This window comes from Aureimonas psammosilenae, assembly GCF_009176975.1.
Lineage (GTDB): Bacteria > Pseudomonadota > Alphaproteobacteria > Rhizobiales > Rhizobiaceae > Plantimonas > Plantimonas psammosilenae.
On record NZ_WEZG01000005.1, the window covers coordinates 274,914 to 292,128 of the forward strand.

The window sequence follows — 17,215 nt, forward strand, 5'->3', positions numbered from 1 at the left end:
GCCTCGTCTTTGCCGGCGCGATCAACTGCGACGACGCAAGGGAAATCCGGCGGCGCGATGAAGAAGCGGCGCGTGTCTGAAGCAAGACGCGAGAAGCGGGAGGGCAGTCCTGCGCCGCCTCATTCTCCATTGTTTGGGCGGCTGTTGTGGATCGCCCGCCGATATTCTGGATCGCCGCTTTTCGGCATGTCATAGATCGATAATGTGAATTTCACGGACGGTACGGCCTGATAAGCCCGTGGGGGAGGGGTGCTTGCCATGTCGAACGACTTTCTGGTCTTCGCCGAACACGACGAAGCGGAAGCGCCGCTCGGCCTGCCGCCGTGGAAGGTCGCGGTTGTGGACGACGACGAGGCGGTCCACGAAAGCACCGCCTTCGCCTTGAAGAATTTCGCCATGCAAGGACGGTCCCTGCGGATCGCCAGCGCCTATTCGGCGAAGGAGGGACTGGCGCTTCTCCGAGCCGAACCCGACACGGCCATCGTGCTTCTCGATGTCGTGATGGAAACCGACGATGCGGGGCTGAAGCTCGCCCGCCAGATCCGCCACGAACTCGGCAACGCGCTGGTGCGGATCATCCTGCGCACCGGCCAGCCAGGTCAAGCGCCCGAGCATCGGGTGGTGCTCGACTACGACATCAACGACTATAAGGCGAAGACCGAACTTACAGCCGAGCGCCTTTTCACCACCTTGACCTCGTCGCTGCGCGGCTATGAGCAGTTGAAGCGTCTCGACGACACGCGGCGGGGACTTGAGCTGATCGTTTCGGCCTCCTCGGCCTTGTTCGACGGCCGCTCGCTGCAGACGCTGGCGCGAGGTGTTCTGACCCAGCTCAACGCGCTTCTGGCGATCGACTGCGCCGGGATGCTGATCCTGCGCGGCGCCGCTGACATCGAGCACAGCGTCCTTGCCTCCACCGGCCGTTTCGCCGCCGGGAACGAGACCGCGACGGATATCGAGCGGCTCTTCACCGCCTTCCCGCCGGGCGACACGGCGATCAAGCGCGAAGGCACGCTGACCCATCTCTACGTGCGGACGCCCGAAGGCGCGCAGGTTCTGGTGCTTCTGGATTCGGCCACCGAGCTGACCGGGGAACAGGCCTCGCTCGTTTCGGTCTTCTCGGCCAAGCTCGCCATCGCCTTCGACAACGCGCAGCTCCATCAGGACCTTCAGGCCGCCAACACGATGCTGGAAGGGCGCGTGCGGTCGCGAACCGAAGCTTTGGGCCAAGCGAACGAGCGTCTGGAAGCGCAGAGCGGCCTTCTGCGGCGGGCCAATGCCTTCAAGAACGAGATGATGGGCATGGTCGCGCACGACCTGAAGAACCCGTTGATCGTGATCGCCGGCCGGGCGGACCTGTTGAAGGAACTCGGCGAGAAGACCGGGGGCGAAAAGGGCGCGGAGATCCTTCTCCAGGCGGGCCACATTCGCGCGATGGCCGGGCGCATGACCGCCAATGTTGAGGGGCTCCTGTCCGACGCCTTGGCCGATGCGCTCGATATCGGCATCACCTGCCGGAGGGTCGATCTCGGCGAGATCGTCGCCGCCGAAACCCAATCCAACGCGGAAGCCGCCCGCGCGAAGTCGCAAAGGGTGGAAACCGATATCCAAACGCCGCTCGCGGCCTATTGCGACCCCGAACGCATCGCCGAGGCGGTGGACAACCTCCTGTCCAACGCGATCAAATACGCCCCGCGCGGCGGCCGGATCGCGGTCGGCGCGGCCATGTCCGGCGACATGGTCCGCATCACGGTGGCCGACAACGGGCCGGGCCTGATGGAGGAGGACATCGCGCGCTTGTTCGGCAGGTTCCAGCGTCTTTCCGCGCAGCCGACCGGCGGCGAAGCGTCCACGGGGCTCGGCCTGTCGATCGTGCGGCGCATCGCCGATCTTCACGGCGGGCGTATCGAGGTGGAGCCGCGTGGGGCCCTCGGCGGAGCGGCCTTCACCTTGTCGGTGCCGGCCGGCGGGCGTTCGAGCGGGTCATGAGGGTCGGTCCCGGCGCTCGCCGTCGCCGCCCGTTCAGGCGGTGAGCCCTGCGATGCCATCCATCCGACGAACCGGATCGATGCTCCGGCGGCGGCTTCTGCCGTCCATCACGCAGCGCGTGTTTCTTGTCGGCGCGATTCCCATTCTCGCCGCCGTGTTGATCGGCGCGGCGTCGCTTTTTCTCCTGAACCGCGCCGACGACGCTCGGCGGGGCGCGCTGACGGTGGCGACGGAGTTCCGCCAGATCGTCACGGCCATCGCCGAGCGCGACGCCTTCGTTCATGCGCGCCCGAGCGAGCGCGAACGCCATCGCACCCAGTTCATCGGGTCGCTCGACGCGGCGCTCGACAATTCGCGCGATCTCCTGGATTTCATGGAGGGGACGGACAACCGGGAAACGATCCTGGGGGTCGAGTTTCTTTTGCAGCGTTTCCGCGCGGCGATGGGCGAACTCGAGATCACCATCGAGCGCAACGACAAGCTCGTCGCGACCATGCGCGCCCATCTCGACAGCCTTCTCGCGCTGACGGACGCGGCGCGCAAGCGGCAGCACGAATCCAACGCCAACATCGTGGCGACGCTGCGCCGGAACGACGACGCGCTGCGCGGGGTGCAGGACCTCGTCCGGCGTTCGGAACTGGCGCGCGCCGCCATCACCGACCGGCAGCTTGGAGGGGCGGGCGCGCCCGATGGCGGAGCCGACGACATCGCCTCGGTGCGCGTGAACAATGCCGTGGACGATCTTCGCACCGCCCTGAAAGGCGGCGGCGAGCCCGCGCTGGCCGATGGCTTCGACGCCATGCTGCGAATCTATGCCGACGGGCGCGACGTGAACGTCCCGCTCGCCTGGCTCGATCAGCGCATCAAGATCGACGGAACGGCGGCCCGCGCGCTTCAGGAAAAGGTCGCCGAACTCCTCGCCTACACGGTGGAAGCGCACGAAACGGAACAAGCGACGCAGAACATCGCGGTCGAGACCATGCGGCTGACCTCCAGAACCGGCGAGGCCATCGCGTCCCGAAACGTGTCCGGCATCGCTGCGGCGGTGGCCGACAGCCGGACCTTGAGCGAGCGGATCGCGACCTTGCCGATCTCGCCGCTGATTCAGACCGACATGCTGGACGCCCTCGATATCTGGCGGGCGAGCCTCGGCGAGACCAGCCAGGGCCTCGCCAAGCAGAACGCGATCCTCGCCGACATGGCGGATATGTCCAACGCCCTCGTGTTCGATGTCGCGCATCTCAACCGCGAACTTGCGCGCAACGCCGACGATATCGGCGCGGCGGCGCGGCGCATGCTGGGGCTCGGCGCGTTTTCAGGGCTCCTGGCGGGCGCGGTTTTCGCCCTTCTGGTGGCGCGCTCGATCACGACGCCCTTGAAGCATCTGGAACGCGATATGCTGGACCGGACGTTCAACCCGGAAGCCGGGCCGCTCGCCGGATCGGCGCGGTCCGACGAGATCGGACATATGGCGGAAGCGACCAACCGGTTCCTGTTCGAATTGAACAAGCGCGAAGGCGCGCTTCGCCGGGAAAAGGAGCGCACGGAGGAAACGCTGCGCGAATTGCGGCGCACGCAGCGCGAGTTGATCCAGAGCGAGAAGCTCGCCTCGCTCGGTCAACTCGTCGCCGGCGTCGCGCACGAGATCAACACCCCGCTCGGCATCGCCCTGACCACCGCGACCGTGATGCGCGACGAACTGCAAAGCTTCAGCCAGGGCGTCGGCGAAGGGCGCGTCAGCCGAGCGGCCTTCGATCGCTTCGTCGAACGCCTTCGGGACGGTATCCGGCTGACCACCGCCAACCTGGAGCGATCCGCCCAGCTCGTCGTCAGCTTCAAGCAGGTGGCGGCCGACCGGGCGAGCGGCGAGCGCCGGAAATTCGATCTGAAAGGCTTCCTGGACGACCTTTTCATCAGCCTTCGGCCGCTCGGCAAGCGCTTCGGGCACACGATCCTGGTGGAATGCGGGGAAGGGATCGAGATGGATTCCTATCCCGGCGCCTTGGCGCAGGTTCTGACCAATCTCGTGACCAACGCCTATAATCACGCGTTCGAGGCGACCGGGGGCGGCACGATCCGGATCGAGGCGGCGCGATCCGACGGTGACCGGGTGACGCTCCTGTTCCGGGACGACGGACGCGGCATCGACCCCGCCAATCGGACGCGCATCTTCGACCCTTTCTTCACCACCGGCCGCGCGCAAGGATCGACGGGGCTCGGCCTCCACATCGTCTTCAGCCTCGTGACGGGCACGCTCGGTGGCACGATCGAGGTGGAAAGCGCGCCGGGCGAGGGGACGTGCTTCGCCATCCAACTGCCGCGAAGGCGGGTCCATCCCGTGCAAGCGGCGGTGGCACCCGGAACGGCTGTCGCGGCCGCGCCGTCGCTGATGTGAACGCCGCCTGCGCGGTGCGGCTGCGATCAGCCGAGAAAGACCTTCACGAGGCTGGTCGCCAACCGGCCGTAGACTTTTCGCATTCGCGCATTCAGCGACTGACGCAGGAGCGGGCGATATTCGTGCGGGTGAAACCGCTTGAGATGCCTGCGAAAGCCGCTACGCGGATAAAAGAAGCGCTCCGGCTTGTATTCGTATTTCACGATATTCTGCAGGCTGCGCGGCCGGTCGAGCACCGGATGGAGGAAGCGGTTCGAACCCGTCGGGTGAACGTCCTCCTCCAGAATGGCCGGCTGGAAGTCGTATCGGTCCGCACGGCCGTATCGCGTGAGATCCACGAGCGAGAAGCCGTTCCTGGCCAGTTCCGTCGGGATGAAGATCTCGCAATGCGGCCATTTCAGTTCCGGCCTCGATGCCAGTTGCTTCCCCATCTCGACGCGGCGAGCGTAAAGGAAATCCAGCGCGCGGGCCGAGAACACGGTGAAGCAGTAGAGCTCCTTGCGCATCTCGTCCGGTTCGTAGAAATCCACCGCCGATTTGCGGTAACCCCATTGATGCATGGGCTGCCTGCTGTCGTAGCCGATCGCGTCATGGCCGCACCGGGCCATGTCCTCCACGATCCCGTCGATGGAGCCTTCCATCGCGACATCGTATTCGAACACGACATAATAGTCGTAGTCGCGATGCGCCTTGGCGAAAACGTAGAGCGGGTAGTCGATATTGTACCAAAAGGCGTTGTCCAAACCCTTTTCGCCGATATCGGGAAGATCAAGCGCGGCGAGATCCGATTTGTCGAAGGTGAACAGGGCGGGGTCGGCGAAGTCGTCGAAGGCGCCGGACGTGTTGTTGGCCACGATGAAGACGTCGCCACGGGGGTTCAGCGCCAGAAGTCGCTTATACTGCCGCGCAACGAAGTCGTCCCAGACGTGAGTGCGGAAAAGCACGGCATATCGGGGAAGGGAGGTGCCCTCGTTATTCATCCCGCCTTCCGATCGCGCGTTGGGGAATCACCGGATTTCTCGTTTCCGTGTCGGGAGATAGAAATCGCCGCCTTCTCGATGACTTGTTCTGGACACATATGTGCAAGCTACGCATTGTCCACGCCTTGCTTCAAGCGTTTCGAAAATCACCTGCGTGGGTGGGTAAATAAGTCGTTCCCGCCCGAACTTATGCTTACACGAAAATATGAATTCTTCCGTTATGCCGCGCGTCTTTGCGCGAGCGCGCTTCAAGCGCCTCGGCTAATCTGGCAGCGGAATGTGCGGGATGGAGAAAGCCAGCGATGGCCAAAGGCAAGGTACTCGTCGTCGGTGCCGGGATCGGCGGTCTTTGCACCGCCTGGGGTCTGGTTCGGCGCGGCTTCGCGGTGGAGGTCTTCGAACAGGGATCGATCCCCAACCCGCGCTCCTCCTCCTATGACGAGCACCGCATCACGCGGCACGCCTATGGCGACTTCGCCGGCTATGCGCGGCTGATGCCGGAAGCCTTCCGTGTCTATGACGAACTTTTCGCCGAGATCGGCGCCACTCATTTCGACCCTCTGCCGCTTCTGGTGATCCAGCGCGAGGAGATCGGCTGGTTCACCAAAAGCATGGGCAGCATGGATGAACTCGCCGTGCCCTATCGCGACGTACCCGTGCGCGAACTGGCCGGTCGCTATCCGATGCTGGACCCTGAAGGGGTGACGGCGGCCTTCGAATGCGAAGGGGCGGGCGTCCTGTTTCCGATCCGCATCCTCACCGACCTTGTCGTGCATCTGGCCGGACGGGGCGTCGTGTTCCACCCGAACACGAAGGTCGAGGCCGTCGATCCCGAGCGCGGAGCCTTAACGGTCGGGGCCCAAGTCCATGCGGGCGATGCCGTGGTGGTCGCGGCTGGAGCCTGGGCGGGCCGCCTTGTGCCGAGCCTCGCGGGGCTGGCGGTGCCTTCGCGTCAGATCGTGCTTTATGTCGCGCCGCCGCCGGGGCTGCACGCGGCCTGGCGCGATGCGCCGGCGATCATCGATCTCGGCGAGCGTAGCGGCACCTATACGCTGCCGCCACGGCCCGGCACGCGTTTGAAGGTCGGCGATCATCATTTCACGAGGCTTGGCGATCCCGACGACGACCGCGTGGCGACCGAAGTCGATACGGTCCGCCTTCTGGCGGCGGCGCGTCTCGCTTATCGCGACTTCGATCGCTACGCCGTTCTGGAACGCAAGGTCTGCTATTATACCGTGACGGAGGACGAAGGATTCCTCGTCGAGCCGATCGGCGCGGCGGGCTATCTGCAAAGCGCCTGTTCCGGCCACGGCTTCAAGCTCGCGGCCTTGATCGGCGACGGTTTGGCGCGCGCGATATCCGGCGAAATGAGAAAAGATGACCTGCCCGGATGGGCTGCCGGCAAGGCAGCCTTGGCGGCCTGAAGGCTATGACGCATGGTGCCTGCACGAGGAGACCGGCGCGCGTTCATGCCCGGTGATGCGTTCGATCGGAAGGCGTTTCCACCAGTCCGGCGAGGCCTTGGCCTGATGGAAGTCCTTCCGATGAATGTCATATGGAGGATGCGATTTTCAGTCGTCGTCGTCGCCCTGTTCGCCGAGGATGTCGTCGACGTCTTCGGCGTCGTCATCTTCGTCCAAAGCCAGGAGGGTGTCGTCGTCCTTGTCCGCGTCGTCGTCGTCACCGTCGTCCGTGTCGACCGCGGCGCGCTTGGTGCCGGTGTCCTCATCGTCTTCGATGTCGTTCAGCGAAACGGTGTCGGCTTCCTCGTCCTGCTCTTCGTTGTCCGCATCCTGGTTCTCCTCGCGGTGAACCGGCTTGGCGGCCGCCGAGGAATAGCGCGAAGGCGCGCTCGGCGCGTTGAAGAAGGACAAGGGATACGAGGTGCCGGTATAGGGCGACACGATCGGGTCCTTGCCCAGATCGTAGAATTTACGACCGGTTTCGGGATCGGTGCGCTTGGTGCCGAGTTCGGGTTTGCCCATGGTGGAAAGTTCCTCGGTCAGCTTCGGTCGATATGCGAGATGATCTCGGTGCGGCGTCGTTTCGATGGCGATAGGCCCGACTTCCCGCTGCAGCGAAGGAGATATAGCGCTTCGCGGCCGGCCGGCGTCAGCCGAAACCAGCACGAATAGCGCCAGCCGACATCGAACCGGACGAGATCCTTTCCTGCCAGGCGTTCGCAAACGGCGATCTGCGACGCCGTCAGCGCTTCGGCCTCCAGGCCGACCGAATCCGTCTCCGGTCCGTCGTCAAGAAGCGCCATCATGATGCGCTGCGGGCCGGTGATCGATCCGAAGCGTTGGAGGTCAGTCATTCGAATTTCGTGCTCACCGCATTTCGACTTGGGATCGACCGAGCCGGATCGCTCGCTCGCGCTTGAGCGTCAGGCCGATTGGGCCGGGCGGGGACGCTGCGGAATTTCCTTCTTCTTGGGCATGGGCAGAAGGCCTTCGCGCTGCATCTGCTTGCGCTGCGCCTTGCGCGCGCGGCGGACGGCTTCCTGCTTTTCCCGAACCCGCTTTTCGGACGGCTTCTCGTAGGCCCGGCGCGCCCTCATCTCCCGGAAAACGCCTTCGCGCTGAAGCTTGCGCTTCAAGGCGCGCAGGGCCTGCTCGACATTGTTGTCGCGGACGTCGACTTTCATTCTTTGCTCCTTCGGATGAGGGTTCAAGGGGACCGGTGGTCAATATGCCCTTTGGCAGTCGCATCTATACCAATGCAAGCGCTCGGGGTAGCACCAACGGGCGTATTCGCTGAAAACCCGTGAAACGGGCTTTCGGCTGCGCCGTGTCAGCGGCGGGAAATATGGTTGCCGGTCTGCGAGCGGATGGCCTTGCGGGCTTCTGGGCGAACCGCGCTGTCGCGCTCAAGCCGGAGAGCCTTCAACCGCGCCGTCTTGTCGGCGCTGGCCTTGGTTTCCGCCGCGGATGCGAGGCCGAAAACGACGGGCTGCGCCGTTCCGGTCTGCAACGCGCGGAAATGACGCTCCGCGAGGTCGCGGGCGTTTGTCGAACCATTCATGAATTTTCTTTCAAATGCGGGGCAAGGGACAGGTTTGCTATTTCGAAGCGAAACCGGCCTGCAGATGGTTCGGAGCTGAAACCCGGAACCATGATCGGTGCGTCGGAGGGCACCGTGAAAGGGGAAGATGCTGCATTCGTCGAAGAAGCAGCATCTCGGCATCGAGCCGGCGCGCGCCAGTACATCCGTGGTCGGCGGCGACTCGATGCGATAGGGACGGTCACTGGCTGTTCAAGCTGTGACCGCCGCTCTTGCAATTGGATCAGACCGCCTGGAGATTGTCGGCGGACTGCTTGCCGGTGCGCCGATCGGCAACCAGCTCGTAGGAAATCTTCTGGCCCTCGGTGAGGGAAGACATGCCGGCACGCTCGACCGCGCTGATGTGCACGAAAGCATCCTGGCCGCCATTGTCGGGCTGGATGAAGCCGAAGCCCTTTTCGGAGTTAAACCACTTTACGGTTCCCGTCGCCATGGGAGACCTTTCTCAAGATATAGATGTAGCGGCAGTTCACATGACTTGCGAACCGCTCATATCGAACAAAACGATGGAAGAACGTGAACAGGCACCGTATGTTCGGTGCAAGGCCAATGATCCGGCCGTCAATCGATACCCCTAAATTACGCTTATCCGTGCGAATTACAACCCTGTCGGAAAAATTCATTCCGTTGCCAACGTTCCCGAGGAATTTTTTGGCCCGGAAACCCGCGGTGTGTCGGCGAGAAAGCCATTTCCTGCTCGGCGGATGACGCCTTGTCCGCTGTCTTCCAAAGGCAGCTTTCACTTGTTGGCGCGGATGAAATCCACGAAGGCGCGTAGCGGTGCCCGCAAGAGGCGGCGACCGGGATAGTACAGGAACGGTCCTGAGAAGGGCTGCCACCAATCCTCCAGCACCGGCTCGAGCGTGCCACTGTCCAGATGCGGGCGCAGCCAATCCTCGAAAAGCTGAATGATGCCCGTGCCGGCGATCGCGGCATCCACGCCAAGATCGGTGCCCGCGCCGACCCGAACCACGAGCGGGCCCGACGCTTCGACACGCACGATCTCGCCGTTGCGTTCGAACTCCCAAGGGGACGTCATCGCGCCGCTCGCGAAGCGCCCGAGAATGCAAGGGTGGGTCAGAAGATCGCGCGGATGGGCGGGCCGCCCGTGCCGGTCGAGATAGGCCGGTGCGGCGGCGGTCGCGAAGCGCTGCGAACTAGGACCGATCGGGATCGCCACCATGTCCTGTTCCAGCCGTTCGTCGTAGCGGATGCCCGCGTCGCAGCCCGCCGCGATGACATCCACGAAGCCGTCGTCGACCTCCACTTCGAGCCGGATATCGGGATAGGCCGCGAGAAAGGCCGGCACGATGGCGGGGAGCGTCAGTCGCGCGGCGCTCACCGGCACGTTGAGCCGCAACATTCCCGCCGGGCGGTCGCGATAAACGTTCACGACATCGAACGCCGCTTCCACTTCGGCGAGCGCCGGCTCCAGCCGCGTGATCAACTGATGCCCGGCTTCCGTCGGAACGACGCTGCGCGTCGTGCGATGGAGCAATCGGACGCCGAGTTGCGCTTCGAGACGCCGCACCGCATCGCTCATGCCCGACGCGCTGTTGCCGGTCGCGCGCGCAGCCCCGCGAAAGCTGCGGGCCTCGGCCACCGCAAGGAAGGCGTTCATATCGGCGAAGTTCGCGGCCATTGTTCGCTTATCCGTACAGCCCGTGCATATTGTGGCCGGTTATCGAACAGGGCTGCAAGGGCTAGGTAGTGCCCGTTCCTGAACGGAGATCACCCATGCCCAGCCTTTCGGAAGTCGGCAGCTTTACCCTTGGAGACCGCGCCGTGAAGCGGCTCGGCTATGGGGCGATGCAACTCGCGGGCCCCGGCGTTTTCGGCCCCCCTCGCGACCCGGACGCCGCGCGCGCCGTTTTGCGCGAGGCGGTGGCGAGCGGCGTCGATCATATCGACACCAGCGACTTCTACGGACCCCACTTTACCAATCAACTGATCCGCGAAGCACTGCACCCCTATCCGGACGACCTCGTGATCGTGACGAAGGTCGGCGCGGTGCGCGGGGCGGATGCCTCGTGGAACCCGGCGCAAAGCCCGACCGAGCTGGAGAAGGCGGTTCACGACAACCTGCGCAATCTCGGCCTCGACGTGCTCGACGTCGTGAACCTTCGCATCATGGGGGATGTCCATGCTCCGAGCGAGGGCTCGATCGAAGCGCAGTTCACCGTTCTTGCCGAACTCCAGCGCCGGGGGCTCATCCGCCACCTCGGCCTCAGCAACGCGACCTCCCGCCAGATCGCCGAAGCGCAGGGCATCGCGCCGGTGGTCTGCGTCCAGAACATGTACAACCTCGCGCACCGGGCCGACGATCCGCTGGTCGACAGACTGGCCGGGGAGGGGATCGCCTATGTGCCTTTCTTCCCGCTCGGCGGTTTCTCACCGCTGCAATCGGATGCCCTGTCGAATGTCGCAACCCGCCTCGGGGCGACGCCGATGCAGGTCGCGCTCGCCTGGCTCCTCCAGCGCTCGCCGAACATCCTTCTCATTCCCGGCACGTCGTCGGTCGCGCACCTGAAGGAGAACCTCGCCGCCGGGGATCTGACGCTTCCCCCCGATGCCCTCGATGAACTCGACGGGATCGACAACACGTCTCACTGAGCGGGACTGGCCTCCGACGTTGCCGAAGAAAGGTCAGGCGCGGAAGGCGGCGTCGATCAGGGTGCGCGTATAGGGATGGGCGGGGTTGGACAAAACCTCCGCGGTTGTTCCGCGCTCGCAGACCTCGCCGCTCTTCATCACAACGACATTGTGGCACAGCGCCTTCACCACCTTCAGGTCGTGGCTGATGAAGAGATAGGTGAGGCCGCGTTTGGCCTGAAGGCCGCGCAGGAGTTCGATGATCTGCGCCTGGACCGACAGGTCCAGCGCCGAGGTCGGCTCGTCGAGAAGCAGGAATTCAGGCTCCAGCGCCACCGCCCGCGCGATCGCGATGCGTTGGCGCTGGCCGCCGGAAAATTCGTGCGGGAAGCGGTTGAGGCAGTTCGGGTCGAGATCGACGGAACGGAGCGCCTCGCGCACCAGCCCCTCGCGCTCCCGCCGCGTTTGCCCGATGTCGTTGACGATCAGCCCTTCCTCCACGAGATCGCGCACAGACATGCGGGGGTTGAGGGAGGCGAAGGGGTCCTGGAACACGACCTGGAGCTTGGTGCGGAAGGGCCGCATCTCGGCCTTGGTGCGCTTTTCCAGATGCTCGCCCTGCCAGAGGATCTCGCCGCCGCGCACGTTCAGGAGCCTGACGATCGCCTTGCCGAGCGTCGATTTGCCCGAGCCCGATTCCCCGACGATGCCCAGCGTCTCGCCCCGGCGGATCGACAGCGAAATGTCGTTGACGGCGCGAAGCGAGGAGGTCTTGGAGCGAAACAAACTGCCCCATCGGATCTCGAAGAAGACGTCGAGGTTCCGCGCTTCCATCACGACGGGCGCTTCAGCCGCGATCGGCTGCGGCTCGCCGCGAGGCTCGGAGGCCAGAAGCTTCTTCGTGTAGGCGTGGGCAGGCGCGGCGAAGACCTCGCGCGTCGTGCCCCGCTCCACGATCTCGCCGCGCCGCATCACGCAGACGCGGTCGGAATGGCGCTCCACGATGCCGAGATCGTGGGTGATGAGGATCATCCCCATGTTGCGCGTTTTCTGGAGATGGGAGAGCAGCGCCAGAATCTCGGCCTGCACCGTCACGTCGAGCGCCGTGGTCGGCTCGTCGGCGATGAGAAGGTCCGGGCCGTTGGCGATGGCCATGGCGATCATCACGCGCTGGCGCTGGCCGCCGGAGAGTTGGTGCGGATATTGCGACAGGCGCATTTCGGGATCGGGAATGCGCACCTGTTTCAGAAGCTCCAGCGCCTCGGCAAGCGCTGCCGTCTTCTTCATCGGGCGGTGTGTCACGATCGCTTCCGCGATCTGGTCGCCGATCTTGTAGAGGGGGTTCAGCGAACTCATCGGTTCCTGAAAGATCATGGCAATGCGCCCGCCGCGCACGGCCCGCATCTGGCGGTCGCTGAGTTTGCCGAGATCGTGGCCGTCGAAATGGATGCGGCTGTTTTTCGACAGGGTCGCGTTGTTCGCCAGAAGCCGCATGATCGCGCGCGAGGTCACCGACTTGCCGGAGCCGGATTCCCCGACGATGGCGAGCGTTTCGCCGCGCTCCACATGAAAGGAGCCGCGCTTCACCGCTTCCACGGTGCCGTCATCATGGGCAAAGGAAACGGTGAGGTCTTCCACTTCGAGAAGATGCGTCATGAAAGGCGCCTTTGAGTCTGTTTAACAACCCGGTCGGGTCGGTCCGGCGGTGCTTTTCCGCCGCCACTTCGTTGCCAATCCTCGCCGATGCCGCCGGCATCGACTGCGTTTGGCGCCTCGCGAGCATCGAAAAATCCCTCGCCAGCCCTCTGCCGCCGTGTCGTCAAACAGACTCTCACTTCGAATAAGGGTCGATCGCGTCGCGAAGCGCGTCGCCGAGCATGTTGAAGCCGAGAACGGTCACGAGGATCGCGCCGATGGGGGCGAGCACCCATGGATAGGAGCCGAGCGTTTGAAGATCGCTCGCCGCGTTCAGGAGCATTCCCCAACTGACCAAAGGCGGGCGCACGCCGATGCCCAGGAACGACAGGAAGCTTTCCAGAAGCACGATGGTCGGAATCATCAGGGTGGTGGACACGATGACGTGGCCGAGGACGTTCGGCAGGATGTGCTTCATCAGGATGCGCGGCGTCGATGCGCCGATGGCCTCGGCGGCCGCGATATAATCGAGACGGCTGACCAGCAGCGTCTTGCCGCGCACCTCTCGCGCGAGTTGCGCCCATCGAAGCGCCGACAGGATGAGCCCGAGCCCGAGAAAAACCAGAAACGCGTCGGTGTTGCGCGGGATGATGACGACGAGCGCGAAGTAAAGCGGCAGTTCGGGCAGCGCCAGGACGAATTCCACGATGCGCTGAATCCATTCGTCGCCGCGCCCGCCGAGATACCCCGACAAGGTGCCAATGAGCGTTCCGACCGTGACGGAGATCGTCACCACGAGCGCGGCCATCAGCAGTGTCAGGCGCGAGCCGACAAGGAGGCGGGACGCCATGTCCCGGCCGTCGCGGTCGGTGCCGAGCACATGGAACGAGCAGTCCTGCGGGGCGGCGAAGAGGTGGCGGTCGAGGGTGACGCCGAACAAGGAATAGCTCCAGCCTTTTCCCAGAAAGGCCGGCTGGCAGCGTGTCGCGGTGTCCACCGTCGGCACGAGCTGGAACGTGTTGGGGTCGAGATCGAAGGTGATGGGATGGGTGAAGGGAACGGGGTGGAAACCGTCTTCGGCGGTGAAATGCAGTTCCTGCGGCGGCAGGTAGATGGCGTCCGCGTTGCGCGCGTTCGGATCGCAGGGGCTGAGAAAATCGGCGAACACGGCGCCGAGGATCAGGAGAAGCACCAACGCCGCGCCGATCATCCCGAGCGGGTTGCGCCGGAAGCGACGCCACACCAGTCCCGCATAGGAGCGCGAGCGGATCGCGGCAGGCGCGCCGGCCTCGGCCATCAGCCCGTCGACCTCGCGCGCGGCCTCCTCGGGGCGGGTGATGCGGCGCTCTTCGTCGAGCGTGGACTTGGCGTCGAGAAGGGTCATCAGGCGAAGGCTCCCTGACGCACGCGCGGATCGAGAAGAGCCAGCGCGATATCGGCGAGGAAATTGCCGATCACGAGGATCACCGACAGGATCATGAAGATCGAGGCGGTGACGTAGATGTCTTCCACCAGAAGCGACTGAAGCATCAAGGGGCCGACCGTCGGGATGGCGAGGACGATCGCGGCTTCGAGTTCGCCCGAGACCATGTAGGGCATGATGAGGCCCTGGTTCATCACGAGCGGGTGGATGGCGTTCGGCACGGCGTGCTTCATGACGACCTTGCTCTCGGGCAGCCCCTTGGCGCGCGCCGCTTCCACGAAGGGCTGGCGCAGGACGTCGAGAAGATTGCCGCGCATCACGCGCAGATTGTAGGCGAGCCCGCCGAAGGCCGCGATGAGGACGATCGGCCAGACATGGGCCACGAGGTCTAGGAACTTCGCCAGGCTCCAGGGGGCGAGCACGTAAGGGGCGGAGAACAAGGAGCCGATGGTGGGTGAGCGCCACACGAAGGCGAGAAGATAAAGGATCACCAGCGCCATGAAGAAGCGCGGGATGGTCATGCCGAGAAAGGCGAGAAGCGTGGCGGCCCTGTCTCCCCAGCGATGCTGGTTGACGGCGGCGAGGATGCCGAGGCCGCAGCCGATGAGCGTCGCCAGGAGATGGCAGGCGAGCGCGATGCCGAGCGTCCACCAGATGCGCTCGCCGATCACGCTCATGGCGGGCCGGTTCTGCAGGAAGGACGGGCCGAAATCGCCGCGCGTGACGATGCCGCCGATCCATTTGGCATATTGCACGGGCAGGGGATCGTCGAGATGGAGGCGCTCGCGCGTCGCCTGCGCCAGCTTCTCGGCATCGGCCTCGCCCATGCCGCCCCGGCTCATGGCGGTGGCCTTCACCGTGTCGGCGTAATCGCCGGGCGGAGCCTGAATGAGGGTGAAGGAAACGAGACTGACCGCGAAGACGAGGCCGAGCGCGGACAGGAAGCGGCGAAACACGAAGCCGAGCATCGGAATGTCCTTGTCTGTCCGGGAAGGATCGGGCGGCGGGCGGGAGGAACCCGCCGCCCCGGGGCGATCAGCGGATGCCGGGCAGCGTTCCGGCGGCCAGCTCCGGCACCTTGCCTTGTTCGGCCGCCGGCACGAACAAGCGCTCGCGCATCGCGCCGTCCTCGCCCCAGCCATAGGCCACGACGGGCGTTCCGGCGGGCACGTTCCGGAAGCGCTTGTTGACGAGGATCGCCGCCGGCACCGAGATGAGGCCGAACTGATAGACGTTCTCCGTCTGCTTGCGGTTGAAGGCCTGCAGCAACTCGTTGCGCTTGGCCGAAACGGGCTCGGACTGGATCTGGCGCATGGTGGACACGAGCTCGGTCTCGAAGGGCAGAAGCTCCTGCGGCTTTTCCGGCGTGCCGCGATGCCATTCGGGCCGGTTGAAGGCGACGGGCGCGAGGTAGTCGAGATTCATCACCGGGGCCTGGACGTAGCGGTCGCCGCGCCGCACCACCCAATCCCACTGGCAGCTATCGATGAGGTTCACGAGTTCGGTGTTGTTGGGCTGCAGCATCAGGTTGATGCCGACCTCGCGCAGCATGGTCACCAGCGATTGGGCTAGGCTCGTATCGGTCGGATAAAGCGTGTTGTAGGCGAGGTTGATGTCGAGGTTCTGCCCGCCAAGCGGCCCGCCCGCCGGCCAGTTGACGATGCCGTCGCCATCAGTGTCGGTGAAGCCGAGCTTGGCGAGCGCCGCCTTGGCGCCGGGCAGATCGTAGGGGTAGAACACCGCCATGTCGGGCGAACCGAAATCGCTTTCGGGGTGGAGACCGCCGGCGAAGGGGATGATGAAGGGGCCGCGCACCAGCGACTGGCCGAGCGCCTGACGGTCGATGCCTTGCGTCACGACGCGGCGGAAATCGAGGTTGCGGTTCAACTCGCGGATCGCCTTGTCACGCTCCGAGCGCACGCCGCAGACGGTGGAATAGTTCGGGAAGACGCTCCAGTCGAGCGAGCGCGGGCCCCAGATCACCTTGGCGGGAAAGTCCGGCGTCTGCGCCTGACGCATGGATTCGAGGTATAGGCTCGGGTCTTCGAGATTGGCGTAGTCGGCCGAACCCGCGACCGTCTGGATCGTGCGGTCCTCCCAGGTCGAGAGCTTGTATTGCACCTCGTCGAGATAGGGGAGCTGGTTGCCTTGGTCGTCCACCTCGTAGAAATACGGGTTGCGCCGCATCAGCATGATCTGGTTCGGCCGGTATTCGGTGACCGTCCACGGACCCATCGTCACCCAGGGCGTCTTGTCCGGCGACAGCGCGTCGGCATAGGACTGGTAGGTGGCTTCCTTGTTGTACTTCGGGTGAAGCGGTTTCAGGATGTGCGCCGGGCCGGGGCACATCTTCTGGTAGCCCATCTGGTAGAGCGTGGCGGCAGGGAAGGCCTGGGTGAAGGTCCATCGGATGGTGGCATCATCCACTTTTTCGAGCTTCGTCCCCTCGCCGTAAGCGCCCGGACGGCCCCAGGTCGCGACGTTCGGATCGTTCATGTTGTCTTCCCAAAGGAACATGACGTCGTCGGCCGAGAAGGGCTGGCCGTCGGACCATTTGGCGCCCTTCAGAAGATGCATGGTCAGGGAATGGCCGTCCTTGGACCATTCCCAGTTGGTGGCGAGCTGGGGCAGGGGCTCGGTATTGTCCGGCGTCAGCATCCAGACCGGCGCGTTGCGCACGAGGCATTGGCTGACGATCTCCTCGACGCCGCCCCACGCCATGATGTTGCCGGCGGCCCAGTTCCAGCCTTGCGGCCGGGCGCCCGAAACGTGGCGGATGACGCCGCCATAGGTGCCGGCCCCTTCCACGCTCGTCGTGTCGATCACGAGCGGCGTTTCGGGCAGGCGGTCCTTGAGAGCCGGGAGCTTGCCGGCTTCCACCAGCTTCGTGACCCATTCGGGCTCACGGTAGTTCGGCAGTTTCTCGGGCCGCGCGAGCTTGTTGTGCTCGATCCTGACGCCGCCCTCGCTTTGAAGGCTCTTGCCGACGGGTGCGGGCTCGGGGCCTTTCAGCTCCTGCGCGCTTGCGCCCATTCCGAAGGCTGCGAGCGACAGAACCGCGATCGCGGTGGTCGAAAGCCATGTCGTCATCGTCGGTTCTCTCCCCTGTCCGTCACCCGGCCGCACCCCCTCCCGAAG

General features: G+C 64.7%; 15 protein-coding genes. 4 read left to right on the forward strand and 11 right to left on the reverse strand.

What is annotated here, in order from left to right:
- Window positions 1–258 precede the first annotated feature (258 nt).
- Window positions 259–1,989: a sensor histidine kinase gene (locus F9929_RS11910; protein WP_152046785.1), complete on the forward strand. Its 1,731-nt coding sequence runs from the start codon at window positions 259–261 to the stop codon at window positions 1,987–1,989.
- Window positions 1,990–2,068: 79 nt separating this feature from the next.
- Complete coding sequence (locus tag F9929_RS11915; RefSeq protein ID WP_193227719.1) at window positions 2,069–4,384, forward strand: sensor histidine kinase; 2,316 nt, start codon at window positions 2,069–2,071, stop codon at window positions 4,382–4,384.
- Window positions 4,385–4,410: 26 nt separating this feature from the next.
- On the opposite strand, the gene F9929_RS11920 is transcribed toward F9929_RS11915, so the two are convergent.
- Window positions 4,411–5,364: a hypothetical protein gene (locus tag F9929_RS11920; protein ID WP_152046787.1), complete on the reverse strand. Its 954-nt coding sequence runs from the start codon at window positions 5,362–5,364 to the stop codon at window positions 4,411–4,413.
- 302 nt (window positions 5,365–5,666) lie between these two features.
- Between F9929_RS11920 and F9929_RS11925 the strand changes: the two genes are divergently transcribed.
- Window positions 5,667–6,788 carry an NAD(P)/FAD-dependent oxidoreductase gene (locus F9929_RS11925; protein WP_152046788.1) on the forward strand — a complete coding sequence of 374 codons (1,122 nt, stop codon included), beginning with the start codon at window positions 5,667–5,669 and terminating at the stop codon, window positions 6,786–6,788.
- Window positions 6,789–6,935: 147 nt separating this feature from the next.
- Here F9929_RS11925 and F9929_RS11930 read toward each other — a convergent pair whose 3' ends face one another.
- The 6 genes from F9929_RS11930 to F9929_RS11955 form a co-directional block, all read right to left on the reverse strand.
- Window positions 6,936–7,349, reverse strand: coding sequence for a TIGR02300 family protein (locus tag F9929_RS11930; protein WP_152046789.1), 414 nt, complete (start codon window positions 7,347–7,349; stop codon window positions 6,936–6,938).
- A 17-nt stretch (window positions 7,350–7,366) separates the two neighbouring features.
- Complete coding sequence (locus tag F9929_RS11935) at window positions 7,367–7,681, reverse strand: hypothetical protein (protein ID WP_152046790.1); 315 nt, start codon at window positions 7,679–7,681, stop codon at window positions 7,367–7,369.
- Window positions 7,682–7,750: 69 nt separating this feature from the next.
- Window positions 7,751–8,011 (reverse strand): 30S ribosomal protein S21, encoded by a 261-nt coding sequence (gene rpsU, locus F9929_RS11940; RefSeq protein WP_152046791.1) that lies wholly within the window; start codon window positions 8,009–8,011, stop codon window positions 7,751–7,753.
- 146 nt (window positions 8,012–8,157) lie between these two features.
- Window positions 8,158–8,388: a hypothetical protein gene (locus tag F9929_RS11945; protein WP_152046792.1), complete on the reverse strand. Its 231-nt coding sequence runs from the start codon at window positions 8,386–8,388 to the stop codon at window positions 8,158–8,160.
- Window positions 8,389–8,650: 262 nt separating this feature from the next.
- Window positions 8,651–8,860, reverse strand: coding sequence for a cold-shock protein (locus F9929_RS11950; RefSeq protein ID WP_152046793.1), 210 nt, complete (start codon window positions 8,858–8,860; stop codon window positions 8,651–8,653).
- A gap of 306 nt (window positions 8,861–9,166) precedes the next feature.
- Window positions 9,167–10,069, reverse strand: a complete 903-nt coding sequence (locus F9929_RS11955) for a LysR family transcriptional regulator (protein WP_152046794.1) — start codon at window positions 10,067–10,069, stop codon at window positions 9,167–9,169.
- A 95-nt stretch (window positions 10,070–10,164) separates the two neighbouring features.
- Between F9929_RS11955 and F9929_RS11960 the strand changes: the two genes are divergently transcribed.
- Window positions 10,165–11,040: an aldo/keto reductase family oxidoreductase gene (locus F9929_RS11960; RefSeq protein WP_152046795.1), complete on the forward strand. Its 876-nt coding sequence runs from the start codon at window positions 10,165–10,167 to the stop codon at window positions 11,038–11,040.
- A 33-nt stretch (window positions 11,041–11,073) separates the two neighbouring features.
- On the opposite strand, the gene F9929_RS11965 is transcribed toward F9929_RS11960, so the two are convergent.
- The 4 genes from F9929_RS11965 to F9929_RS11980 form a co-directional block, all read right to left on the reverse strand.
- Window positions 11,074–12,675, reverse strand: coding sequence for an ABC transporter ATP-binding protein (locus F9929_RS11965; protein ID WP_152046796.1), 1,602 nt, complete (start codon window positions 12,673–12,675; stop codon window positions 11,074–11,076).
- Between the two features lie 175 nt (window positions 12,676–12,850).
- Complete coding sequence (locus tag F9929_RS11970; protein ID WP_152046797.1) at window positions 12,851–14,038, reverse strand: ABC transporter permease; 1,188 nt, start codon at window positions 14,036–14,038, stop codon at window positions 12,851–12,853.
- Entirely contained in the window at window positions 14,038–15,045 is a 1,008-nt protein-coding gene (locus F9929_RS11975) for an ABC transporter permease (protein ID WP_152046798.1), read from the reverse strand. Before F9929_RS11975 ends, F9929_RS11970 begins: the two co-directional genes overlap by 1 nt.
- Window positions 15,046–15,112: 67 nt before the next feature.
- Window positions 15,113–17,167: an ABC transporter substrate-binding protein gene (locus F9929_RS11980; protein ID WP_152046799.1), complete on the reverse strand. Its 2,055-nt coding sequence runs from the start codon at window positions 17,165–17,167 to the stop codon at window positions 15,113–15,115.
- Window positions 17,168–17,215 lie beyond the last annotated feature (48 nt).